General features: G+C 31.4%; 24 protein-coding genes and 1 pseudogene. 18 read left to right on the top strand and 7 right to left on the bottom strand.

What is annotated here, in order from left to right; genetic code table 11:
• The first annotated feature begins 11 nt into the window (after positions 1 to 11).
• Both KA883_RS13065 and KA883_RS13070 read left to right on the top strand, forming a co-directional pair.
• On the top strand, positions 12 to 548 hold the full coding sequence (locus tag KA883_RS13065) for a GNAT family N-acetyltransferase (RefSeq protein ID WP_046207580.1): 537 nt from the start codon (positions 12 to 14) through the stop codon (positions 546 to 548).
• 59 nt (positions 549 to 607) lie between these two features.
• Positions 608 to 803 (top strand): annotated as a pseudogene (locus KA883_RS13070) (MFS transporter); the annotation flags it as partial.
• A gap of 59 nt (positions 804 to 862) precedes the next feature.
• On the opposite strand, the gene KA883_RS13075 reads toward KA883_RS13070, so the two are convergent.
• The 3 genes from KA883_RS13075 to KA883_RS13085 all read right to left on the bottom strand — a co-directional run bounded on the left by KA883_RS13075 (position 863) and on the right by KA883_RS13085 (position 2375).
• On the bottom strand, positions 863 to 1294 hold the full coding sequence (locus KA883_RS13075; RefSeq protein ID WP_019468832.1) for an Hsp20/alpha crystallin family protein: 432 nt from the start codon (positions 1292 to 1294) through the stop codon (positions 863 to 865).
• 41 nt (positions 1295 to 1335) lie between these two features.
• Positions 1336 to 1707, bottom strand: a complete 372-nt coding sequence (locus KA883_RS13080; protein ID WP_210140013.1) for an Hsp20 family protein — start codon at positions 1705 to 1707, stop codon at positions 1336 to 1338.
• 227 nt (positions 1708 to 1934) lie between these two features.
• The gene (locus KA883_RS13085) at positions 1935 to 2375 is read right to left on the bottom strand and encodes a MarR family winged helix-turn-helix transcriptional regulator (RefSeq protein ID WP_046207582.1); all 441 of its coding nucleotides are present in this window, start codon (positions 2373 to 2375) and stop codon (positions 1935 to 1937) included.
• 394 nt (positions 2376 to 2769) lie between these two features.
• Here KA883_RS13085 and KA883_RS13090 point away from each other — a divergent pair, with 394 nt between their 5' ends.
• Together KA883_RS13090 and KA883_RS13095 are read left to right on the top strand one after the other, a co-directional pair.
• The gene (locus tag KA883_RS13090; protein WP_046207583.1) at positions 2770 to 3126 is read left to right on the top strand and encodes a DUF3139 domain-containing protein; all 357 of its coding nucleotides are present in this window, start codon (positions 2770 to 2772) and stop codon (positions 3124 to 3126) included.
• A 475-nt stretch (positions 3127 to 3601) separates the two neighbouring features.
• Positions 3602 to 4876: a cation:dicarboxylate symporter family transporter gene (locus KA883_RS13095; protein ID WP_019468836.1), complete on the top strand. Its 1275-nt coding sequence runs from the start codon at positions 3602 to 3604 to the stop codon at positions 4874 to 4876.
• A gap of 230 nt (positions 4877 to 5106) precedes the next feature.
• Here KA883_RS13095 and KA883_RS13100 read toward each other — a convergent pair whose 3' ends face one another.
• Together KA883_RS13100 and rsp are read right to left on the bottom strand one after the other, a co-directional pair.
• Positions 5107 to 5448 carry a DUF4889 domain-containing protein gene (locus tag KA883_RS13100; RefSeq protein ID WP_019468837.1) on the bottom strand — a complete coding sequence of 114 codons (342 nt, stop codon included), beginning with the start codon at positions 5446 to 5448 and terminating at the stop codon, positions 5107 to 5109.
• A 146-nt stretch (positions 5449 to 5594) separates the two neighbouring features.
• The gene (gene rsp, locus KA883_RS13105; protein ID WP_046207584.1) at positions 5595 to 7694 is read right to left on the bottom strand and encodes an AraC family transcriptional regulator Rsp; all 2100 of its coding nucleotides are present in this window, start codon (positions 7692 to 7694) and stop codon (positions 5595 to 5597) included.
• A gap of 221 nt (positions 7695 to 7915) precedes the next feature.
• Here rsp and KA883_RS13110 point away from each other — a divergent pair, with 221 nt between their 5' ends.
• Entirely contained in the window at positions 7916 to 8491 is a 576-nt protein-coding gene (locus tag KA883_RS13110) for a peptidoglycan recognition protein family protein (protein ID WP_046207585.1), read from the top strand.
• A gap of 347 nt (positions 8492 to 8838) precedes the next feature.
• Here the strand turns inward: KA883_RS13110 and KA883_RS13115 are convergent, their stop codons facing one another.
• Positions 8839 to 9777: a magnesium transporter CorA family protein gene (locus tag KA883_RS13115; RefSeq protein WP_046207586.1), complete on the bottom strand. Its 939-nt coding sequence runs from the start codon at positions 9775 to 9777 to the stop codon at positions 8839 to 8841.
• 298 nt (positions 9778 to 10075) lie between these two features.
• Between KA883_RS13115 and KA883_RS13120 the strand changes: the two genes are divergently transcribed.
• The 4 genes from KA883_RS13120 (at position 10076) to KA883_RS13135 (ending at position 15929) form a co-directional block, all read left to right on the top strand.
• Complete coding sequence (locus KA883_RS13120) at positions 10076 to 11743, top strand: Na/Pi cotransporter family protein (RefSeq protein ID WP_046207587.1); 1668 nt, start codon at positions 10076 to 10078, stop codon at positions 11741 to 11743.
• A 339-nt stretch (positions 11744 to 12082) separates the two neighbouring features.
• A complete protein-coding gene (locus KA883_RS13125) occupies positions 12083 to 13099 on the top strand; it encodes an MsnO8 family LLM class oxidoreductase (RefSeq protein ID WP_046207588.1) in 1017 nt (338 codons plus the stop codon).
• The gene (locus tag KA883_RS13130; RefSeq protein WP_046207589.1) at positions 13096 to 14427 is read left to right on the top strand and encodes an LLM class flavin-dependent oxidoreductase; all 1332 of its coding nucleotides are present in this window, start codon (positions 13096 to 13098) and stop codon (positions 14425 to 14427) included. Before KA883_RS13125 ends, KA883_RS13130 begins: the two co-directional genes overlap by 4 nt.
• A 29-nt stretch (positions 14428 to 14456) precedes the next feature.
• Positions 14457 to 15929: a Na+/H+ antiporter NhaC family protein gene (locus tag KA883_RS13135; RefSeq protein ID WP_046207590.1), complete on the top strand. Its 1473-nt coding sequence runs from the start codon at positions 14457 to 14459 to the stop codon at positions 15927 to 15929.
• A 94-nt stretch (positions 15930 to 16023) separates the two neighbouring features.
• Here the strand turns inward: KA883_RS13135 and KA883_RS13140 are convergent, their stop codons facing one another.
• Positions 16024 to 16785, bottom strand: coding sequence for a DeoR/GlpR family DNA-binding transcription regulator (locus KA883_RS13140; RefSeq protein WP_210140014.1), 762 nt, complete (start codon positions 16783 to 16785; stop codon positions 16024 to 16026).
• 174 nt (positions 16786 to 16959) lie between these two features.
• Here KA883_RS13140 and KA883_RS13145 point away from each other — a divergent pair, with 174 nt between their 5' ends.
• The 9 genes from KA883_RS13145 (at position 16960) to KA883_RS13185 (ending at position 24638) form a co-directional block, all read left to right on the top strand.
• Positions 16960 to 18042 (top strand): MDR/zinc-dependent alcohol dehydrogenase-like family protein, encoded by a 1083-nt coding sequence (locus KA883_RS13145; RefSeq protein ID WP_046207591.1) that lies wholly within the window; start codon positions 16960 to 16962, stop codon positions 18040 to 18042.
• Positions 18043 to 18090: 48 nt separating this feature from the next.
• Positions 18091 to 19089: a dihydroxyacetone kinase subunit DhaK gene (locus tag KA883_RS13150; protein WP_046207592.1), complete on the top strand. Its 999-nt coding sequence runs from the start codon at positions 18091 to 18093 to the stop codon at positions 19087 to 19089.
• A 12-nt stretch (positions 19090 to 19101) separates the two neighbouring features.
• A complete protein-coding gene (gene dhaL, locus KA883_RS13155) occupies positions 19102 to 19734 on the top strand; it encodes a dihydroxyacetone kinase subunit DhaL (protein WP_019468848.1) in 633 nt (210 codons plus the stop codon).
• Between the two features lie 32 nt (positions 19735 to 19766).
• Entirely contained in the window at positions 19767 to 20210 is a 444-nt protein-coding gene (gene rpiB / locus KA883_RS13160; protein ID WP_019468849.1) for a ribose 5-phosphate isomerase B, read from the top strand.
• Between the two features lie 370 nt (positions 20211 to 20580).
• Positions 20581 to 21837 carry a copper resistance CopC/CopD family protein gene (locus KA883_RS13165; protein ID WP_046207593.1) on the top strand — a complete coding sequence of 419 codons (1257 nt, stop codon included), beginning with the start codon at positions 20581 to 20583 and terminating at the stop codon, positions 21835 to 21837.
• 11 nt (positions 21838 to 21848) lie between these two features.
• Complete coding sequence (locus KA883_RS13170; RefSeq protein ID WP_210140015.1) at positions 21849 to 22433, top strand: YcnI family copper-binding membrane protein; 585 nt, start codon at positions 21849 to 21851, stop codon at positions 22431 to 22433.
• Between the two features lie 119 nt (positions 22434 to 22552).
• Positions 22553 to 22966, top strand: a complete 414-nt coding sequence (locus KA883_RS13175; RefSeq protein WP_019468851.1) for a DUF2871 domain-containing protein — start codon at positions 22553 to 22555, stop codon at positions 22964 to 22966.
• 205 nt (positions 22967 to 23171) lie between these two features.
• Positions 23172 to 24203 (top strand): NAD(P)/FAD-dependent oxidoreductase, encoded by a 1032-nt coding sequence (locus tag KA883_RS13180; RefSeq protein WP_210140016.1) that lies wholly within the window; start codon positions 23172 to 23174, stop codon positions 24201 to 24203.
• Between the two features lie 33 nt (positions 24204 to 24236).
• The gene (locus tag KA883_RS13185) at positions 24237 to 24638 is read left to right on the top strand and encodes a GNAT family N-acetyltransferase (protein WP_046207595.1); all 402 of its coding nucleotides are present in this window, start codon (positions 24237 to 24239) and stop codon (positions 24636 to 24638) included.
• The last annotated feature ends 371 nt before the right edge of the window (positions 24639 to 25009 follow it).

Raw genomic sequence — 25009 nt, forward strand, 5'->3', positions numbered from 1 at the left:
GGAGTGACAAAATGTCTGACTATAATATTAGAATTGCTGAAATAGATGATGCTGAAGCATTGCAAAAATTAATGCATGAAGCATTTACACCATTAAGAGAATTAGGTATTGATTGGCCATCTGTCAACGCTAGTGTTGAAATGGTCGAAAAAAATTTACAAACGGGTACGACTTTTGTCTTGGAAAATAACACGGAAATTATTTCAACGATAACTGTACGTTATCCTTGGGAGGCAAAACGACGTATTTCTATTTATCCGTTTGTATGGTGGTTTGCTACAAAACCTTCGTATGATGGTCAAGGATTGGGCGGCAAGTTATTAAAATACGTTGAAGAAACCTTCCTTAGAGATACGCTTAAGGTACCAGCAGTGACATTGGGTACATCTGCACGCAAACATCCATGGCTATTAGATATATACAAAAGAAGAGGTTATGAAGTATATGCAGAACATGAAAATGACGATGGTGATTTAGGCGTTATTATGAGAAAAGTATTAATTCCAGATCGTTTTGATGAAGAAGTATTAGGACAACCGCCATTTTAAGCGATGATTTGTAGTAGGGGATTCCTTTAGGTTTTAGCTAAGGGAATTTCCTATTTTTATATTTTAGTAAAGAGGCAGGTACTGCAAACGGTATTGTTTCTATGATGGGCGGTTTGGGGGGATTCTTCCCACCCATTGTTATTTCTTATGTCACAATAGTCACAGGTTCCAGTCATTTAGCGTTTTTTATTATTAGCGATATTTGGAATTATAGCATTAATAACAATGTCGAGAATGGTTAAAAATGTAAACTAAAACTATAAATTTCATAAAAAAAGCAACACTTCACTTTTATGAAGTGTTGCTTTTAATGTTTAATCAATTTGAATATTATAAGAAGACTCTTTTTTCTCTTTTTTAGGTAGCGTCACATTTAGCATGCCATTTTCGTAAGCAGCTTTAATGCCATTTTCATCAACATTATCAAATTGATATTGACGTTTTACATCACTAAAGCTGCGTTCTTGATGAATCATGCGTCCATTTTCATCTTCTTTATTATTTTCAAATGATTGTTTACCTTCTATTGTTAAAACATTATTTTCAAATTGAAGATTAATATTTTCTTTTTTCATACCTGGTAATTCTGCTTCTACTACGTAAGCATCTTCAAGTTCTTTGACATCTGTTTTAATGCTATTACTTCCTGGAAATTGATCGAAAAATTGACGTCCAAAGTCTCTGAATAAATCACTAGGATTTGCATCGAAAAATGAATTATCGAATGGTTTCATATTGAATGCCATAAAGCATCTCTCCTTATATAATAAATTTATTTTGTTACGATTTAATCAATATTAATTTGTTTTTTTGTATGTTTAATAGGTAACGTAACATTTAATATACCATCGTTTAGCATTGCTTTAATATTAGGTTCATCTACATTTTTAAATATAAATTGTCTACTTTGATTATTAAAATTGCGCTCTTTAATCAAGTAATTATCTTGGTTTTGAGTTGTTGTAGAAGTATTTGTAACACTGATTGTTAAAGTCTTTTCATCAAATTGAATATCTATATCTTCTTTACTGTAACCTGGCAGTTCAGCCATGACTTGATATGCATTACTTGATTCATATACATCTACGTTAAAATCATGATGCTCGGTTAATAAATTTTCTAGAATATCTGTAGAAAGATTTTGAGTGTTTTTCATCATTTTTCACCTCTCCTTTAACCTTATATTAATATTATAATACATTAGTCAAAGAAAGTCAAAGTCAAACTATGAGCGTTGATTATTCTAAATGTATGATCATATCAAAAATGGCGTATCAATGATTGTTAACATAAGTATAATTAGAAAAAATAAAAAAGAGGCAAGTTTAAGTTTAAAATAGCATAAATAAACTACACACTTTAAACGTTTCTTTGCCTCTTAATATATTAAATTTCTTTAGTGAAATGTTTATTCACAAAATTTTGTAGTGTTTCTTTTAAGTGAACGGCTTCATCGATATCCATATCAAATTCACCAAAAACTTTTCTAGAGACACCGGATAATGAATCTTGAACTTTTGCACCATGTTCGGTAAGTGCAATTTGTAAATTACGTTCATCATCAATCTCACGTGTTCTACTAACAAACCCTTTTTTTTCTAATTTTTTTAGTAATGGTGTTAGCGTACCTGAATCAAGATAAACGCGTTGTCCAAGTGTTTTGATGTTGATTTTTTCATTTTTTTTAATTGCGAGCATAACAATATAACCAGTATATGTTAAATCATACTCTTTTAAATATGAAGTATATTTTTTTATTATTTCTTTTGATGAAACATAAAATAGAAAGCACAGTTGTTCTTCTAAGTAACTTAATTTGTCCTCCATTTAATCACCCCTTTTGAAATTTAACCTTATTATGAACTACGTACATTGTCAAGGAACAGTTGTGTCTTTATTCATAATATTTTTATACTGTTGTGAAAGTGTTATTTGAGTTATTTTATTAATTTCATTCATATTAAAGTTAGGTGAAATTGTCCTGAACGGATTATTCAAAAAGTAATAAAGAATATATGTATATTTTATAATATATACAGTTATACATAAGCGAAAAATTAAGAACATTTTGTTACAAAAGGTAATAATACTTTATAATTTATTTGTTATCGTTCATAATATTAATATTATGAATTTTAATAAGTAGTCTAGGAATTTAAGAGTATGAGGATTAACAATGGAGTATGTATAATAATTGTTTTTACTTAAAAGGAGATAAATAATGAAGACGTTTTTGAAAATACTAGGACTATTAATTATTTCGTTAATTTTGGCTGTAATTTTTTTCTTTGGTTTAAGAACTTATCAAGGTCACAAAAATTTAGAGTTAGTTGATAACTATTTAGATGAAACTCATCTAACTGATAAAATCCAAACAGAGAAAACATTATATAGTGCTAAAAAAGGTTTGTATTATAAAGAAATTAAATTTAAAGATGATTCAGATCATACTTATGTCGTTCAACCGATTAGTACATATAAAGGTATTTTGGTGCAAGGTTTTGATCCAGAAACTAAGAAAAATGTCAAAGGCGCAAAACATAATGCTTTTAAAGAAAAATATCAACCTAAAGAATAAAAGTTATTTTTAATGATGTTATTATTTTATAGATTAAAGCAAAACAAGATAAAGTTGGCTGGTACCGTATTTATTTATGGCATCAGCCATTTTTTATTGAATGCTTTTATCGTATAGATTACTTTAGTAAAAATTAAAAAACATAAGCATTTTGAGCACTATTCCAAGTGAAATGTATATAAAAATCATACCGATTTCTTATGTTACTCAAATAAAAAATAGACTAAAAGAGTAGTGGTTTTATTTGTGATTATATCATTATATCTAACTTTTAGTAAGCGATCATAGCGTGATATCATAGTCTTTAACGCCAATTTTGTATATTTGTCAAAATAATTATGTTACTTATATATATATAAAATGAGTAAAAATAAAAATTAAGTGTAATATCAACTCTTTTTGCTGAAAAAATTTATATCTATATAAAAATTATTTTGATATAATTAAGCAATGTCAGAAAAAGGGGAGAAACATCATGGCAATTATAAGAAGAATCAGTTTACCAATGCAAGTTATTATCGCTTTGGTATTAGGTGTTATCGTAGGCCTATTACTTTATGGGCACGATGAAATTGCAAATTACATTAAGCCTTTTGGCGATGTCTTCTTGAATTTAATAAAAATGATTGTAATTCCAGTTGTTTTTTGTTCACTAGCATTATCTATATCCAATGTAGGTGAATCTAAAACAGTGGGACGTTACGGTTTTAAAACAATTTTATATTTTGAAATTATAACAACAATAGCTATAGGACTAGGTATACTTTTTGCGAATATATTTAAACCAGGGAAAGGTTTAGATCCAGATAAATTACCCAAAGGTGATATTTCAACATATGAATCCTCGGCAAAAGCTGCCGAATCATCTACATATGGAAATCACTTTATCGATACAATTGTAAACATTGTGCCTCAAAATCTTTTCGAGGCATTGACTTCAGGTGAATTACTACCAATCATTTTCTTTGCAGTGTTTTTTGGTGTTGCATTATCAGCAATTGGTAAAAAAGCAGAACCTGTAAAAGCGGTTTTAAGTGGTTCATTAGAAGCTGTGTTTTGGATGATTAATAAAATATTGAAATTAGCACCTATTGGCGTATTCGCATTTATTTGTACGACAATTATGACTTTTGGTGCTTCAGCATTAATACCATTATTAAAATTACTATTAGTGGTTATCGGTGCAATGATATTCTTTATTATTGTTGTACTTGGTATCGTAGCTAGATTATGCGGTATTAGTATTTTCTCTATTATTAAAATACTAAAAAATGAACTAGTATTAGCATTTTCAACATCAAGTTCTGAATCTGTGTTACCAATAATAATGAAAAAAATGGAAAACTTTGGTTCTCCAAAAGATATTACTTCATTTGTAGTACCAATTGGATATACATTTAACCTTGATGGATCTGCATTATATCAATCAATAGCAGCCTTATTTGTTGCTCAGATGTATGGCATCGATATGTCCATCGGCCAACAAATCATGTTAATGGTTACTTTGATGGTTGCTTCAAAAGGTATGGCGGGCGTACCAGGAGTATCAATTGTAGTACTTATTACAACATTGACAACAATGGGATTACCAGCTGAAGGACTGGCATTGATTATCGGTGTCGATAGACTATTAGATATGGTACGAACTTGTGTAAATGTATTAGGTAACGCATTATCTACCATTGTTATTGCAAAATGGGAAAATGCTTATGACAAAGAGAAGGGTCAAGCCTATCTAAAATCGATATAAACTAAATTAAAATTCTGACATTTTGCACTGAATAGAAAATAAATCTATTCAGTGCTTTTTTGTTAATTACGGTTATATTATGTTAATTATAAAACAACAACAGTAGGATGTTTTTGAAAACAAGTGATGGGTTAAACAAAATTAATGTTATTTAAGGCACAAACAGCCCCATAAGCACTTCACTTCTAAGCAGTGCTTTTGGGGCTGTTTTGTGACGCGGTTTTACTTATTTACATGCCTTTCATGTCCATATCGTGAATTTTCATCATTAGACCATGCGGAATGTCATCGTGATCAACGACTTCCATTTTACTATAAGTGTCTTCGTCCTCAGATTTAATAAGTTTTACAAAATCACCTTTTTTAGGATTAAATCCTGATTTAGAAGGTATTTTTACATTTTCCTCTACTTCATGGTCTTTTTCACTCACTACTTTATCAGCAGTTGTACTATTTTTCATGTAGCCGAAGTATGTCTCTTTTTGACCACCAGAAACCATCATAATAACTAAGACAATAGCTACAATCACCATTACTGCACTGATAATAATTGCAAACATTTTATTTTTCAAAATTAGATTCTCCTTTATATATCTTTACTTCAGTTATATCTGATATTTTAGCATAATGCAATTGAAGTATAAGCGATGACAAAACTTTTAAATTAAATTGTGCTAATATGTACTTATTTTTAAAGTTTCATGTCTATGCTACACTATTATTTATTTGTAGGTGATAAGCGAATGTATTTCACCTCATCTCGACCAATATCAAACTCAATAGGTGTGTGTGGATAGGTAGTATGTCGTAATTCTGATTTCGGCATATTTGAACGCTCTATATTTTTTAACAGTGATTGTTCAATGAAAATATCATTAAATATAGGAGGTAAAGCATAATCTATAAAACCATGTTCTCTATTTAACGTACGTATAAATAAAATTAATTTTGAAATAATTGTTTGTTGTTTTAATATAAACTTTCGCTTGTTTAACGTTGTGTGCGTATTGGCATTGAATAATAGTAAATGTGTACATTGTTTATCTTTTGCAACTAAATAATTAGGTTGCATTAATATCGCTTTTCCATAAAATGGCTTTAAGAATTGCATTATATATACAATGGGTTCATATATGCCGTGATGATTCATTAATGCAACGTCATATATACATTTATTCATTAGTTCATAGCCAACAGCAGAACCATTTTTAATCAATTGTATTGTATGTTGCATAATTTCTGATATTCCTAAAGGCGCTTTTTGATTATATTGAGTGAAGTGATTTTTAGTAAGTTTTGAGTACACACATTTATTAGGTTGTAGCTTAGAAAGTGTGACGAATTTATTATAATAATCACTATAACTTGATACATTATCGAATTGATGGCTATGCTTTAATAACATTGTACGTAATTCGCTACGTTCTACATCAATAAAATTAAAGTCAAAATTAAATCTATGTAAGAGTGTAAAAGTGTGTTTAAGGCTTTGAGTTTGGGTTAACACGCCTTCTACATTGATTGCTAATTTGATATTAATATTTAAACTTCTGACTTTAATGTACAATCTGTTTATATCATTTAACTTTAAGTATTCTGAATCAAATAGAATCATAAAGTTATACATATTACCATTAGCATGATATTTAGGTTTGAATATTAAAAATTGGGAAATCACTTGTTCTATTTTTTTATATTCTTCCATGGATTTAATTCTAATAACTACGCCTATACAGTTAGAAAAAATAGCATCGATAAAATTGACAATTCCATTTAAATTGAGTGAAGCTGATGCTAGATTGCTCACATTATTTATAAGTAAATAGCAGTTTGTAAGGTCACTAAAATTAAGTTTTTGATTTAAATTTGTTTGAATTATATCCATTAGATTATCAATATGAATAAAGATGGTAGGTTGTTTTGCCAAATCATTATACATTAAGTGGTCTAAATTGATAATTTCGTTATCAAGTGATTGATTATGGTCATCTAAGTAGGCTTTGAAATAGTGTGAATATCCGCTAATATCAGTAGTTAATAACGTAATAGGATTATTGTGCAATATATTAAGCTTTTTTCTGTAAGCAAGCGGTGTTAACTTGAGATGATATTTGAATTGATGAGTATAGTTAGCATAATGATTGAAACCCATATTTTCAGAAATAAGATAAATGGTTTTGTTACTATTAATAAGTTCATTAAGAGAAAGCGCAATTTTTAAACTTACTACATAATGTTTAAAGCTAATACCTAAATATTTTTTAAATAAAATCGATATGTATGAACTAGAAATATAAAAAATTGAAGAAATTTCTTTGGACATGATATGTTGTGTAATGTGCTTTTGAATATAATCTGATATTTTATTTAAAAGTTCATTTTCAGAATGGATTGTCGGTATATAAGCATAATCAGTTGATTTTTTAGTTTCTTGCTCTAAGGTAGAAATAAGCTCAGTTAATTGAGGTAATTCCATTGAATTCATAGTATTTAATTTTTCAATCATGTTTAGTATTAAATACTTCAAGTATTCTTGAGCATGCAATGCTTTTGCATCATAATAACAATTAAAAAATAATTGATTAAGCGGGATGATTTGTTGTATTGGTATTTTTAGTTCAACAAGTTGTTCTGCGTGAGTTATACAAAATAAATCACTATGATTGATGATAGCGATATTGTTTTCAACCGAAGTTTGTTTACCATTAATATTGATATTCAATTTACTATTTAATGAAAATAACAGTATGACTTGGTTGATACAACGTTGCGTGTCTGTAGTTAAAAAATCGTGGATACATAATGTGGCATGTTCCATTCTATCTAGCAACTCCTGATAACATATTGTTATATTGACTAAATTACATTATATAATAAATAGTTGTGAATATTAATATATTAAATATAACTATTTTCTTATTTTAAGCGCTAATTCAATCGATAAAATTAAATTGTGCACATCATTAAATTTGGAGTAAATAAATTAAACGAACTAATGATGTAAAAATTTAAATATTTAAATATTAAAGAGGGAAAATAATGGAGCATATATACTCAAATTATTATGAAATAGAAGAGAAAATCACTGAACGAAAAAAAGATATTTTAGGTGTCGTTCTACACGATGATGCCGAAAATTATTGTGCCAAAAATTACATTACATGGTTAAATAAGCGCATTGAAAAAAACGAATTAGAAAAAGGATGGGCGAGCGTCTACATCGACCAAGACACATGTTACTGGTTTCATCCAACACAATATACTGAATGGCACTGCGGAAATATATTTGCCAATACGCATTATATTGGTATCGAGAGATGTCAGTCTAAAATCAATGGTATATTAACAGATAGTGCATTTATGAAGGTAGAAGAGGTTAGCTTTTGGCTAGCAGCTGCAATTTTAAAGAAATATCAATTGCCTGTTAATAGAGAAACAGTAAGAATCCATAAAGAATTTTATGATACTGAGTGTCCAGCAAGATCGTGGTTAATTCATTTGGAACAAGCTTCAAGCACATTGGAAAACATGAATAGATTGAAAGATTATTTTATCTATAAAATAAAATATTATTACGATGATATTACTAAAGAAGATATTATGCCTTTAGGTTAAGGCCAGTATCAAATTAAAGTCAGCTAATATTCATTTTTACCATCAGCAAAAAATAGTTTGGATTATAATATTTAAAAACGTCAATTCTAATCATATAGAAATTGACGTTTTTATTTTTGAAAATTAACCTGATGTGACAAGCTATTCTCAATATATAAATTTTAATAAAAAAAGTGAAATAAATTTAAAAGGCATGTCTCCTAAATTTTTGAGGAAACAAGCTTTTAGAATATTACAGAAAACCAAAGTACAAATTTCAAGATTCAGTACAATAACACATGATAGAATCTTTCATATTGAGCATAAGCTTTATATCTAGTTATTTTTAAATGTGTGTTTGCTCTATATCAAAACTTTTGCTTTCGCCATAGAAATGCACCTACACATGAAACGATAATTAGTGAAATAGCGATCACGATAACCCAAGAGACATAGCTATGTTCATCAATAGGTAATGGAACATTCATGCCGAAAAAGCTAAATACTAAAGTTGGTAATGTTAAAAAGACAGTAAATAATGTCAATGTTTTCATCGTATTATTCATTTCATTTGAAAGTAGTGATGCATATGAAGTTGTAATACTTTCTAATATATCCGTGTATAATCTTGTGGTCTCTAAAGCTTGATTATTTTCTATGACTAAATCTTCCAACAAATCTTCATCTTCTTCAAATCGTTTAATTGCAGGTAATCTGAAAAGTTTCTTTACTATCGTTTCATTACCTTTTAATGCTGCTAAGAAATAAACTAAACTCTTTTCAACTTCCATTAAATTATATAGTTGTTTGTTTGTAACATTATTTTTTAAATCACGTTCTATACGTAATCTCGTTTTATTTAATAATCTAAGGTTTCTATTATAATGATTCGCGATCGTTAATAATATATTGAGCGCGAATCGGCTATGAAAATGTAAATTTAAATTTTGATGGCTAAATTTTTCTAGAAATTCGTTCTCCACATTACATACAGTAAATATTTTTTTATTACCAATAATAATACCTAGAGGAATTGTTATAAACGAGAGCACATTAAGATTTGTATCATTAACAACTGGCAAATCAAGGATTATGAGGGAATAGCCTGTTTCTTCATCGTATTCAACACGAGAACTTTCCTCAGTATCTAGAGGGTCTCTAATAAAATCTTCTGGTAAATGGTATAAATCTATTAAATGTTCTATTTCTTCCCAATTTGGGTCAACGACATTGATCCATGAAGCATCATGGTCTAAAGTTGATGTTATTATTTCTTGTGTTTGAGTATGTTTATAAGCAGTAATCACAATACAAATCTTCCCTTCATTAAATTCTTAATTATATTAGCGAAGATTAGAGCGGTTGACAAGTATCTTTCAATTTTAATTGTAATACTTATAAAAAGAATTAATTTAAGGATGTTATAAGTATCATATTGTAAAATCTGCATGGTTAACGAATTTGGAAAGGTTTGCATGTATTGGTGAAATAAGATTACAGAAATGTTGAGAAAATACGATGTAATTTTAATGATAAATTAACATTAGCTTAACAAAAATTAGTTATACTTCACATAGTTTACAAATATTTTAAAGAGGTGTAACGATGGATTCTTCTGTAATGGAGATTATTTTTACCTTTATTGGTGGATTAGGTATTTTTCTATATGGTATTAAACAAATGGGAGACGGTTTACAAGCCGCAGCTGGTGATAGATTAAGAAGCATTTTAAATACTTTTACAAGTAACCCTTTAATGGGTGTCTTGGCTGGTATGATTGTAACGATATTAATTCAAAGTAGTTCGGGCACAACAGTAATTACTATAGGTCTTGTTAGTGCAGGCTTTATGACAATGCGTCAGGCAATTGGAGTAGTTATGGGAGCGAATATTGGTACTACAGTTACTGCATTTATTATAGGTATTGATATCGGTGAGTATTCGCTGCCAATTTTAGCAATTGGTGCATTTCTAATTTTCTTTATTCAAAAACGTAAAGTGAAAAATGTGGGTATGATTTTATTTGGTTTTGGTGCATTGTTCTATGGTTTAGAACTTATGAGTGGTGCAGTTAAACCATTAGCAAATTTAGACTCTTTTAAACAAATTATGTTAGATATGTCTTCGAATCCATTATATGGTGTGGTAGCAGGTACATTATTAACAGTAATTATCCAAAGTTCAAGTGCCACAATTGGTATTTTACAAGGATTCTTTGCCAATGATTTAATTAGTTTACACGGTGCACTTCCTGTACTTTTAGGCGATAATATTGGTACGACAATCACGGCAGTACTTGCCAGTTTAGCAGGCTCGTTGGCGGCAAAACGTGTGGCAGCTGTACATGTACTTTTCAATGTAATTGGCGCTATCATTTTCTTAATAATCATGCCTCTCTATCAATTAGTTATTGAATGGATGCAAGGGATTATGAATTTAAAGCCTGAAATGGTTATTGCATTTGCACACGGTACGTTCAATGTAACAAACACAATTATTCAATTGCCATTTATTTTCATCCTAGCATGGATAGTGACGAAGTTAGTACCAGGCGAAGACTTGAATGAAAAATATAAACCAAGAATGTTAGATAAAAATTTAATCAACAGAGCTCCTAACATTGCATTACAAGAAGCTCAAGATGAAATTCAAAATATAGGTCATATGACTTTCGATATGTTTAGATATGCTAAGAACTATGATGATAAAACAGAAAAAGATATAATTCAGAAGCATGCAGCTGTGGAAAGTATGTATGACAATGTAAGACAATATTTAACAAAAATCTCTGAGAAGAAGATATCCAAACAAGATGCAGAAAGAATGTCTGTGTTATTCGATGTTAATCGAACGTTTATTAAAGTAGCAAGTTTAACAGAAGCTTATTTATTGGATTTAAAGAAAAAAGAAACAGAATCAATTCAAATATCTGCAAAAGCAGAACAAAGTATTGAAAGACTATATGACCATGTCGATGCGTCACTTGAAAAAACAATTGATATGTTTAACGTATATGACAGAGTTAAAAAAGATGAAATCGTTCGTTTGAGTAACGATTCGTATACATTAGAACATGATCTTAGGAAGAAACATATCAAGCGCTTAAGTTCTGGAGAATGTTCTTTAGAAGGTGGTTTGCTATATCTAGATATGATAGCTATCTTAGAGCGTATTGGTTACCATTCTAGAAACATTTCAGAATCTATGATTGATATAGATAATATTGAACATGAGGATGATGAAGTGGAACATACTTTGGGTTGGTCATATTAAAAAGTTATTTTAACCACAATGTATGCAAAATTTAATATCATATAATGAGGCAAGCCATAACAGAAATAAATTTTATGCTTAGTCTTTTAAATTAGAGCGGAATAACATCACTTTATTAAAGGGTGATGTTACTCTGCTCTTTTTTTATGAGAAAAGTGTACTTGGTTAACAATTTTCAATTTAAATGATAAATGGTATGTAAAAAATGGAGTACTCGAGATGGCAAAAGCAATCCCTCTCTTAATCCTTAGTAAAACGATAAGGATACTTGACAAAATGTTACCGTGAGCATAAGATTGAAACTAATATAATTTTCAGAAATCGATTGGGGGATTGTTTATGACATCTATTAGTATACTAGATCAAAGTCCGATAGATCATAATGAAGCAGTTAGCGACGGGATAAAGAGAACAGTTGAACTCGCTCAATTAGCAGAAAACCTGAATTATACAAGATATTTTGTTGCAGAGCATCATAATATACAAGAAGTCGTTGGTACGAGTCCTGAAATATTAGTTACACATCTATTAAACCAAACAAATAGAATAAACATTGGTTCTGGTGGGGTTATGCTACAGCATTATAGTCCATTTAAAGTGATTGAGCAGTTTCATTTTATGAGCCAAATCGCTCCGGGAAGAGTAGATTTAGGTATAGGTAAAGCACCTGGTGGTTTTCCTCTAGCGACACAAGCATTGCAAGAAGATATCAAAAGTTCACCTACATCTTTCAATGATAAATTTCATCTATTAAATCAATTTAATAATGGAAACTTTCCTAAAGAAAATCCATATTCAAATTTAAAAACAACGATTCGTAATAAAGAGGTTGAAAAACCACATGTTTTTCTTTTAGGTGGCAGTGAACGATCAGCGCGTTTTGCAGCAGAAGAAAAAGTAGGATTTATTTATGCATATTTTTTGAATTCGGATAATGAACTTTTACAAAAAGCCATTCGTACATACAAAGCATTTTACCCTGAGGGGAGAATAATTGTTGCCTTGGCTGCTGTTGTATCGAATAGCGAAGCGGAGTACGCATTAATTGAAGAAGGGCGTACAAACTATGTTTTACACTTTGATGACGGTCAAAAATTAACGGTATCAAGTGAACACCAAATTGATGATTTTAAAAAGCAAAGTTCAAGGACATTTGAAATTGAAGCACAACAAATAGAGGTATTTAATGGTACAGCTGAGTCCATAAAACAACAGATTCATGAATTAAATATAGATGATGAAGTTGATGAATTTATGTTTCATATGCCCGTTCAAAATCATTCATTACGATTAAAAACAGTAGAGCAATTAGCGCGTGTATATAAAAAATCGACTTTGAAAGCAGGGGTAAAATGACAAATAAAAAAATAGATTTTGGAATTATGTTGAACGGTCCTGGTAGTCATATGCATGCTTGGAAATCAAGTGAGGTTCCAAGTGATGCAAGTACAAATTTTGAATTTCAACTTGAAATTGCTCGCAAAGCAGAAAAAGCTGGCTTCAGTTTCGTTTTTGTAGCAGATGGATTATATATCAATGAAAAATCGATACCACATTTTTTAGATAGACATGAACCTTTAACATTTTTAGCAGCTCTTGCTCCTATAACGCAGCAAATTGGATTAGTTGGTACGATTTCAACTTCGTATAGTGAACCGTTCACAGTGGCCAGACAACTTTCAACCATTGATAACATTAGTAAAGGTCGTGCAGGCTGGAATGTGGTAACTTCGCCTTTAGCTGGGAGTGCTGACAATTATAGTAAAGGAGAACATCCAGAACATGATATTCGATATGATATTGCTGAAGAACATATCCAAGTTGTACAAGGATTATGGGATTCGTATGAAGATGACGCGTTTACGTTCGATGTTGAAAATGGTGAATATGTTGATAAAAGTAAAATGCATACTTTAGATTACAAAGGTCAATATTTCCAAGTTAAAGGTCCTTTGAATGCAAGTCGGTCAGAACAAGGACAACCTGTTATATTCCAAGCAGGAGCTTCTCCTAAAGGACAGGCATATGCAGCTAAATATGCTGATGCCGTTTTTACACTTGGTGAGTCACTTGAAATTGCTAAAAGTAATTATGACAGTATTAAAAAACAAGCCCAAGCATTTGAGCGTAATCCCGACCATGTTAAAGTCTATCCAATGCTAGCACCAGTCATTGGAAAAGATAAAGCCGAAGTAGAGCGACGATTAAATGAACTTAAATCATTAGCAACAATTGAAGAGGCTTTAGACTACTTGGGAAGATATTATGATCACCATGACTTTACTCAATACGAATTAGATGCACCATTTCCAGAGTTAGGTGACGTAGGGAAAAATAGTTTTCGTGCAACTACTGATGCAATTGCTGAACGTGCGAAATCACAAAATTTAACGTTAAGAGAAGTTGCTCTAGAAGAAACTGTAAGACGTTCACCATTTACAGGCACTTATGAAGAAGTAGCAGCATTAATAATTGAATGGTTTGAACAAGGTGCAGCAGATGGCTTTATCTTTGGACCACATGTCTATGGTGAAATATATGATGAATTTTTAAGAGAAGTGTTACCGATATTAGAAACAAAAGGTTATTATTCGAAATCTTATGAAGGTAGTACATTACGTGATCATCTTGGTATTCCGTTTAAAGAAAATCGATATCGAAACACAAAAGTAGAGCATATCTAATTTAAATGATTTTTAAGGAGTGAAATAGAATGTCTGAATATAGTGCAACTTCACATCATTCGCAAACAGATGTTGAACAAGACCAATTAAAAATAAAAGAAAAAAGAAAATTTCAATTGCCACACGTGTTATTAATGATGTTGATGATGATGATGTTTGCATGTTTACTGACATATGTCATTCCAGCTGGTGAATTTGACACGACAAAAAGTGGTGAAATTGTACAAGGAACTTATCATGCTATTTCACAAAATCCAGTTAATCCGTTTTATGCAATTACCTTAATATTAAATGGGGGTATACAATCAGCTCAAACTGTAACTTTATTGCTATTTGTTGGTGGGGCAATTGGAGGTATGTTGCAATTGGACTCAGTGACAAAGTTAACTAATTATATGATATATAGATTTGAACACGCAGGTGCTTTACCACTCATTATAGGATTATTTTCTTTAATGGCGTTTATAGGGTTTTTTGTAGGTGGCGATCAGATGATTGTTTTTGTTACGCTCGGTGTCATTTTAGCGAATAGGTTAAAATTAGATCCAATTATTGCCCTTGGCATGACCTTCCTACCTTTGTATATGGCATTTTCAGTTTCTCCTTCAGGTATGGCTAAAATTGGTCAAATCGTTTATCCGGAAGTCACTTTATATTCAGGATATGGTGGGAGAGCAATTATGTATACAGTGTTTTTATTGGTCACTTTATTATATGTTATCTGGTATGCGAGAAGGGTTATTAAATCACCAAATAAAAGTTTGATGAATACTACATCTTGGCAACAAAATAATGTGCAAACAACAAGTACAGAAATTGATTTGAAAGATAGAACAATTAATTGGAGAGATTTGGTTGTAGTAGGATTAGTGATTTTTACACCTATAGTATTAGCAATAGGTAACGGCATGTTAAGTTGGACTGAGAAATATGGAAATGGTGTATTCATTACTGTTTTTGGTATTAGTTTTGTGCTTGCTTACTTAATAAAAAGTAAACGGCCTAGTGAAATGGTGGATGGATTTCTAGCAGGAGCTAAACCAATGCTAGTGGTTGCTTTTGCTATTATCATGGCAAACACAATCAGCGTCATTCTAGAAAAAGGTAAGATTTTAAGTACGATTGTCAACGGATTAACGACACAACTTGATGGTTCTTCAGCCGGTGTCGTATCAATATTAATATTTTTAGTAGCAACAGTATTTAATTTTTTAGTACCATCTGGTTCAGGTTTAATGAGTGTCATGGTTCCAATATTACAACCAGTTACGCATACACTTGGTGTGAATGACCAAATACTGTTAACTTCACTATCTTTTGGCGGTGGATTAGGTAATTTAATTACGCCAACATTGGGTGCGACAGTAGGTGCGATTGCTATTGCGAAAGCTAATTTTAGTTCATGGTTTAAATTTATGGCACCATTGTTTTTAATTTGGGTCATCGTAGGTTCAATTGTGTTGTATATCTTCACTACTGTTGGATGGTCAGGTGGTATATAAAAAGATTGGATAATTATTTTAAGTAAAAAAGCTGTATCAATTAGGTATTAAATTATTCTAATTGATACAGCTTTTTAAATTGTTAATTTTGAAATTAAACAACAGTTAACTTAAATGGCATGTTTTGTAGCCATTTTTTTTGGGGGGGTTCATCAGTAATAACTTCAGTAATATCAGTGATTTTAGCAAATGATAAAGTAGATGAAATATCAAATTTACTGTGGTCTATCAGAGCAATTACTTTTTCACTTTCTTGAACCATCTGCTTTTTGAGTTGAACTTCAGGTAATGAAAAATCAGTCAAACCATTTTCTAAGGTGAAACCGTTTGCAGATAAAAAGAAATAATCAATATGATACATTTCTAAAATTTGTGAATCAATGTTTCCAGTAATTGCATTTGAATCTTGTGATACAAACCCTCCAACTACGAGCACTGTTAAGTTAGGATTTTCTTTTAAGAGTACTGCATTTTCCAATCCATTTGTAATAATCGTAAGTTCCATTGTTGTCTCAGATATTAATTTTGCAAGCTCATATGTAGTTGAACTTGCGTCGATGAGTATGCATTGTTGCGGTTCGATTTTATTTAACGCATGCTCACTTATTTTATGTTTTTCACGATGCTTTTGTGTTAAGCGGTAAGAAAAGTTTAATTTAGAAGTCATCGTATCATTTAATTTTGCTCCGCCATGTGTACGTGTAATCTTATTTTCACTTTCTAAAAGCCTTAAATCGCTCCGAACTGTTGCTTCTGTCACGCTTAAGTAATCTGAAAGTTGTTTTACAGTAGCTCTTTTATGTGACTTTATATAAGTATATATGTGCTCTCGTCGTTCATCTGCATACATTTTCATATGATTCGCAACCTCCTTATGTTCATAATTTAGTTTAACACAATTTTTTATAAAAATAACAAAACAAAAGCAAAACGAAAATAAACGAAAAAATATTTGAAAGAAATGAAAATATATATTAGAATTATAGGTATAAATGAAAGCGTTTTCTAATAAAAGAAGGGGTTGTTGAAAATGACGAATAAAAATTATCCAGACAAAATGAATGCAGTTGTAGCATATGCGCCAGGGGATTATAAATATGAAACAGTAGAGACGCCAACAATTGAGAATTCAAAAGAAATTATAGTGAAAGTTGAAGCATGTGGTATTTGTGCAGGAGATATTAAAGCGTATGGCGGAGCACCAAGTTTTTGGGGTGATGAAACGCAACCTTCTTATATTAAAGCACCGATGATACCGGGCCACGAATTTATTGCACGTATTGTTGAGAAAGGCGAAGATGTGACTGATTTTGAAATAGGTGATCGTGTCATTTCTGAACAGATTGTACCTTGTTGGGAATGTAGATTTTGTAAACGTGGAGAGTATTGGATGTGTGAAAAACACGATTTATACGGTTTCCAAAATAATGTCAATGGCGGTATGGCTGAATACATGAAATTCACTAAAGAAGCAATAAATTATAAAGTTCCTGAAGATCTACCTATAGAAAAAGCAATTCTAATTGAACCATATGCTTGTAGTTTACATGCAGTGCAACGTGCAAACATCAAATTAGGAGATTTCGTTGTATTATCTGGTGCTGGAACACTGGGGCTTGGCATGATAGGAGCTGCTAAAAAATCTGGCGCTGAAACTTTGGTTGTACTAGATATGAAAGATGATCGTTTAGAATTAGCGAAACAGTTTGGTGCAGACATTGTAATGAATCCAGCAAAAGTTGACATAGTAAAAGAAATTAAGGATATGACTGAGGGCTATGGTTGTGATACTTACATTGAAGCGACAGGACATCCTAAATCTGTTGAACAGGGTTTGAGTGCAATTAGAAAACTAGGAAGATTTGTCGAATTTTCTGTATTTGGGGATCCAGTAACTGTTGATTGGAGCATCATTTCTGATCGTAAAGAACTAGATTTAATGGGTAGTCATTTAGGACCTTACTTTTATCCGCTTGTGATAAATGGTATACAAAATGGTGATTATCCAACTGAAGGCGTAGTAACACATCAATTGCCACTGCAAGATTTTGAAGAAGGCTTTGAATTGATGAAAAAAGGAGATAAGTCATTGAAAATTGTGCTTGTACCTTAAAACAGCAAAGTGATAGATAACATAGATAGTTAAAAGGAGAGACTTTAAATGAAAAAGATGATTAATCATCCTGATGACGTTATAGAAGAATTAATGGCCGGATATTTAATTGCTTATCCTGAATATATTAGACGTTCAAACTTGCATCAAAGAGCATTAATTGGAAAAAAACGACACCCTAATCGTAAAGTGAGTGTTTTAATTGGTGGAGGATCAGGACATGAGCCAGCTTTTATCGGATATGTTGGTCAAGGTATGGCTGATGGTGTGGCAGTAGGTAATATTTTCGCTTCACCTTCACCAATTCCTATACAAGCTGTAACTAGAGAAATTCATGACGGCAATGGTGTGTTATATATTTATGGAAATTATGCAGGAGATTTAATGAATTTTGAAATGGCCAGCGAAATGACAGAAGTCGAAGATGATATTGAAACAGCAGTAGTAATAGGAAATGATGATGTTGCTTCAGCGAAGGAAATTGAAGAGAGACGTGGCATAGCAGGTGAATTACTGGTTTATAAAGCTGCAGGTGCTGCTGCTGATTTTGGCTATGATTTGAAGGAAGTACGTCGTATTGCACAACTGGCAAATGATTATACACGTTCGATGGGCATTGGGTTAAGTCCTTGTTATTTACCGCAAACAGGAAAACCAAGTTTTGATCTTGAAGATAACGAGATGGAAATTGGATTAGGACATCATGGTGAACCAGGTATTGAAAAAACAACGATTCGCACAGCAAAAGAAACCGTCCAAGTTATTATGAAAAACATTTTGAAAGAAGGCCTTTATCAATCAGATGATGAGGTGGTTGTGTTAGTAAATGGGTTGGGTGCAACCTCACAAATGGAATTATATATTATCAATAAAGAAGTTGATGCAATATTAAATGAAAATAATATAAAGACATACAAATCGTATATTGGTAATTTTATTACATCAATGGAAATGGGTGGCTTCTCAGTAACATTGATGAAGGTGGACGAGACGTTAAAGTCATGTATAGATCATCCTGTCGATTGTCCAAATTTTAAAGAAGTCTAGGAGGAAATTGTAATGACATTAACAAGTGAAACATATAAATCATTCATCCTAGCATTAGCTGAGTTGTTTGAAGAACAAAAAGATAACTTATGTGAATTAGATAGAAAAATAGGTGATGGTGATCATGGTGTGACGATGAATATTGGTTATCAAGCTGTAAAAAGTACGATTCATAACGAGTTACAAGTACAAGATGATATTGCAAAAATCAGTGTTGCTGTTGGTAAAAGCTTTTTGGATGCAGTCGGGTCATCTGTAGGTCCTTTATATGCTTCAGGTTTTTTAAAGTCAGCAGTTGCAGTGAAAAATAAAACTGAATTAGATGATACAGACTTATATCAATTTTGGATTGCATTCAGTAAAGGAATTAAGGCAAGAGGTAAAGCTGAAATAGGTGATAAAACGATGATTGATACACTTGAACCATTCTATCTTTCATTAGAAACATCTAAATATCAAAGTATTAATTTCAAGGAAGCATTTGAGATTGCACTTTTAGAGGCTAAAAAAGGTATGGAAAGTACAAAGGATATTGTTTCAAATAAAGGCCGTTCTAAGCGATTAGGCTATCGTGCGCAAGGTCATGTAGATCCTGGCGCGATGTCAGCGTATCTGATGTTAAATACATTTAAATCATATGTATAAGTGAAGTGATAAGTATATAAGGAGGAGTTAGAATGAAAATAGCAATCGGTGCAGACCACAATGGTTATGACTTAAAAGAGGCAGTGAAAACGCATATAGAAGCACTGGGCCATGAAGTCGAAGATTTTGGTTGTCATCATTGTGCAGAGACGGATTATCCAGATGTTGCTGCTAAAGTTGGTAAAAGCATCCAACAAGGAGATAATGAACGTGGTATTCTTATTTGTGGAACTGGCATTGGCGTTGCGATAACAGCCAACAAATTAAAAGGCATACGCGCTGCTTTGGCGCATGATTACTATTCTGCAGAGCGTGCACAGTTAAGTAACAATGCTCAAATACTGACTATGGGTGCACAAATTATTGGTATAGAAGTTGCTAAAAAAAATGTTGAAGCTTACTTAAATGTAAGTTGGGAAGGCGGTTCTCAACGTAAAGTAGATAAAATTGTGCAAGTTGAACAAGATGAATTTTAATGCGTTATATTTATGTAAACCATATCATTCTTGAAGAATAAGAAGTTGAGGCCTAAAGCGCATAATTAAAGCAAAGGACTAGTCCGTGTGAGAGTCAACGGATTAGTCCTTTGCTATTTAAATTTATACATAATTTGTAACTTAGCATTTCTAATAAAAACAAATTTAGCATTAGTTTAATACTTATTTTTATAACAACACATTATAAATATTTTTAATGGAAACAAAACTAATATTTTATTTCTAATTAATTGGAACAATAATATTTAATTTATAATTATTTGTCCAAAAAATGACAAAATGAAATTTATATTGTGAATATATATTTCATTTAATATCATTGATAATATAAACTTTTTGAAAAAGGGGGATGAAAGTGCAATTAACATTTAAACTTCATAAGTTTTCTTATGTTATATTTATAATTTCGTTGATCATTGGGATAGTTACTTGTTCTCAGCAAGTTTCAGCACATGCAACTTTAGAAAAAGTTACTCCAGCACAAAATAGTGTGGTTGAAAACGCGCCAAAAGAAATAACATTACAATTTAATGAACCAGTCCATTCAAAGTATTCAAGCATAAAGATTTATGATGACAATGGTTCTGAATTGACTGAAGTAAAACCAAGTACAACAGGTTCCTCTCAAACATTGACATTTCCTATTGAAAATTTAAATAAAGGTACGCACAGTATAAAATGGCATACAATGTCTGCAGATGGCCATGAGATCAATGATAGTTTTGAATTTTCGGTTGGAAAACAGACAGCAAATGGAATTGATACAGCACCACCGTTTTATGAAAAGGCAGATTTTTGGTTTGGGGTTACGCGCTTTATAATAGAAGGATTATTGATTACACTTACCGGCCTTTATTTTGTCAACCGCTTAGCTAAAAGACAAAGTTTACCTCATTTAAATTTTAAAACATACACGATGCCAACCATTTTGACGTTGGTCATGATTTCTGTTATCACAGTTTTAATTTATATGATGACTTTATCTTCTGATGTTGTGTCAGATGTGTTAAGTCTACAAAAAGCAACTTTATTGCAAACACCATTCATATTAACAATGATTGCAGTTATCATATTATTATTGCTTTTCACTTTGAAAAATATGGCTACAAGTTGGTATATATTCATTCCAAGTCTAATATTAATTGCGCTTAGTATGTCTGGACATGCTTGGTCTCAATCTGTACCAATATGGTCGATTTTTATCAGAGTGATCCATATTACTGGAATCTCATTTTGGTTAGGCGCTTTGATATACTTAGTGGTGATGGTATTGGGTAAAAAACAATTTGCAGTAAATCAAATGAGACCTTTTTTATTAAAAGTAAATATTAGCGCTGTCATGTTAATTGTCATATCAGGTGTCCTTATGTCAATTGACCAAACGAATGTCTTAACATTGTGGAAAAATATTCAAACGTGGAGCGTTTTATTACTTATTAAGATTCTGTTAACATTTGTGATGATGACGTTAGGATTTTATCAAACAACTAGAGCGCTTGGTAAGCATCGTCAGACAAATAGATTTGCATTAATCATAGAACTAAGTATAGGTATTTTACTCATATTAGCAGGTGTAATTATGAGTCAATTAAATATCCCAGGATAGGAGTTTAAAAGATGAAAAGACAATTTATTTTAGCCATCCCAGTTTGTTTTACTGTTTTAGTATTTTCCAAAAGTGCTCATGCACATGTGACTATGAATCCTGACACAAGTGAACCAGGTTCTTATGAAAAATATGATGTTAGAGTTCCAGTAGAAAAAGAAGCGAACACGACAAAAATAGAGTTGAAAGTACCCAAAGGTGTAAATGTTGTAGGTGTTGCACCACAGGAAACATTTGATCATAAATTAACTAAAGATGACGATGGTAATATTACCAAAATCACTTGGACAGCTAAAGATAAAGGTATTGGACCCAATGAATTTGTCGATTTACCTATTCAAGTAGCAAATCCTGATAAAGAAGGCGAATTTAAATGGGATGCTTATCAAACTTATGACGATGGAGAAACTGTAAAATGGAATGGTGATGAAGACGCAGAAAAACCATCACCTATGACTAAAGTATCCAAAAAAGCTGATGTTGATTCTGAAAATAATCAATCGGGCAATGATTCTATCGCTTTATGGATTGTATCTATCATAGCTATTATTTTAGCGCTCATAGCAATTTTTAAAAAGTCTCGTAAAGAAAGATAAAGCATAAGTGATTAAGCTAGTAATCAGATTTTGATTACTGGCTTTTTTGTGAAGTTTGGTGAATTGTCACTGTATTTTAATTAAATTTATTTTATAATAATTTTTAAGGAGGATTTTGAATGCGCAGAATATTATACGCTTTTTTAATTTATACAATCTTAGGATTGCTTAGTGGTTTTTATTATCGTGAATTAACACTTGCTTATGACTTTACAGGTGATACACAATTAGTAGTAGTACATACGCATACGTTAATATTAGGAATGTTTATGCATCTCATTTTATTACCAGTAACAAAAGTATTTAATTTGAGTAGTTATTATTTATTTAATTGGTTCTTTATTGTGTATAATATAGGTGTATTGGTAACGATTGGTATGATGTTTACGAAAGGCACTTACCAAGTGATGGGACTTAAAGTTCCAGAATCATTTGCTGGCTATGCAGGAATGGGGCATACAGTGATTACAGCTGGTTTTATTTTATTATTCTTCTTGCTTAAAAACGCCATTGTCAAAAAATCAGAAAAATAATTTCTCTAAATAGATTTTTAAAACAAATATAGCAATCATAGATATAGCAGACGATCGATACGAATTTGATCGTCTTTTTATTTTATTTTAAAGCCATTATACATATAAAGTAATTAATTATTAAAAAGTCACCCTTTTTAATTGATAAGCATTATCAATAATAGGATAATAGGTATTAATAAGTAGTACATGTAGGAGGATTATTATGGATGATGTAATCATTATCGGTGGTGGACCAGCCGGTTTGTTCGCGAGCTTTTATTCTGGATTAAGAGGGATGAATGTAAGAATTATTGATATTCAAGATAAGCTAGGAGGTAAAATGCACGTGTATCCTGAAAAGATTATTTGGGATATCGGGGGATTGGCACCGAAACCTTGCTATGAAATTATACAAGATACTGTTAATCAAGGACTACATTTTAATCCTAAAGTAAATTTAGAGGAACGTGTGATAGATATTAGGAAATTGGCTGAACGTCATTTTGAAGTAGAGACCAATAAAGGAAATATATATAAATCCAAATCTGTTATTATCGCCATTGGTGGTGGCATCATTAATCCAAAACAACTTGATATCAAGGGAGCAGAAAGATATCAATTAACAAACTTACATTATGTTGTGCAATCTTTAAAACATTTTAAAAACAAAAACGTATTGATTTCAGGGGCAGGTAACTCTGCTCTAGATTGGGCAAATGATTTAAGTGGCTATGCTAAAAGTGTGACATTAATTTATCGAAAAGCAGATATCAAGGGTTATGAAGTAATGAAAAATATATTAGATGGATTGTCAGTAGAAAAGTTACCCAACACACATATCTATCAATTAATAGGAGACGTTACCCAGTCGCGTATAGAACAAGTGATATTGGAAAATATTGAAACAGGGGAACAAGAGGTACGTGCTTTTGATGAAGTCATCGTCAGTCATGGATTCGATAGAGAAAATACATTATTAGAACAATCTACAACTCAAGTTGATATGCATAGTGAATATAATATTAAAGGGTTTGGTAACACTGCAACGAGTATTGAAGGTCTATACGCTTGTGGTGATATTATTTATCATGAAGCAAAAGCACACTTAATCGCGAGTGCTTTTAGCGACGCAGCAAACGCAGCTAATCTAGCAAAGCTTTATGTTGAACCAGAAGCAGCTCCTGAAGGTTATGTATCGAGTCATAATGATGCATTCAAAGAATCTAATAAAGTAGTGATGAAAAAATATTTATAAATCATGGTTTAGCAGTCTGGGGGATGAAAATACATGGTTAAAATAAAGTACGAAGCGCCAACAGTACAAGATTATAGAAATATGAGAAAAAAAGCTGGGTTAAGTGAAAAATCACAAAAGGCGACAGAAAAAGGGATATCAAATGCATGCTTTGACATTACAATATATGATGATGACTTATTAATAGCGATGGGCAGAGTAATTGGAGATGGCGGTACTGCTTTTCAAATTATTGACATAGCAGTAGAACCACGTTATCAAGGTCAGGGTTATGGTAAACAGGTTATGACTAATGTTATGAAATATATATCATCTGTTGCAGAAGATGGTACTTATGTGAGTTTAATGGCAGATTATCCTGCAGATCAATTGTATGAACAATTCGGATTTACGACTACGGAACCTCATTCTTGTGGGATGTATATCAAATACTAAATTTAAATATGTTGAAGAATGTTTAAATGCGAAGCAGTAGTTTAAAGATAGTTATCTATGAAACACACGTCCATTGCTCTATCATAAAGATAGAATCTGACGTGTGTGATGTTGTGCTAATTGATATCATTTTTTAATGATAATACAACGCGTTCACATTCAGAGTGAGTGATACCAAACCATCTTTTAGAAAACTATACGGATTAATTTGCGAGATGCAAAGAGAGCTAATCCAGAATGAACTGCACCCTGACAAGTAGACAGTGAAAAAAACACAATGTTTAATGCTACCTTATATTTACGATAAAAGGGTATCCATTTTTAATGTTATTCTTTCTTGATTAAAAAATTCAATATATGAATTAATAGCT

Source organism: Staphylococcus sp. GDY8P54P, assembly GCF_017892645.1.
In the GTDB taxonomy this organism is placed as follows: Bacteria; Bacillota; Bacilli; order Staphylococcales; family Staphylococcaceae; genus Staphylococcus; species Staphylococcus ureilyticus.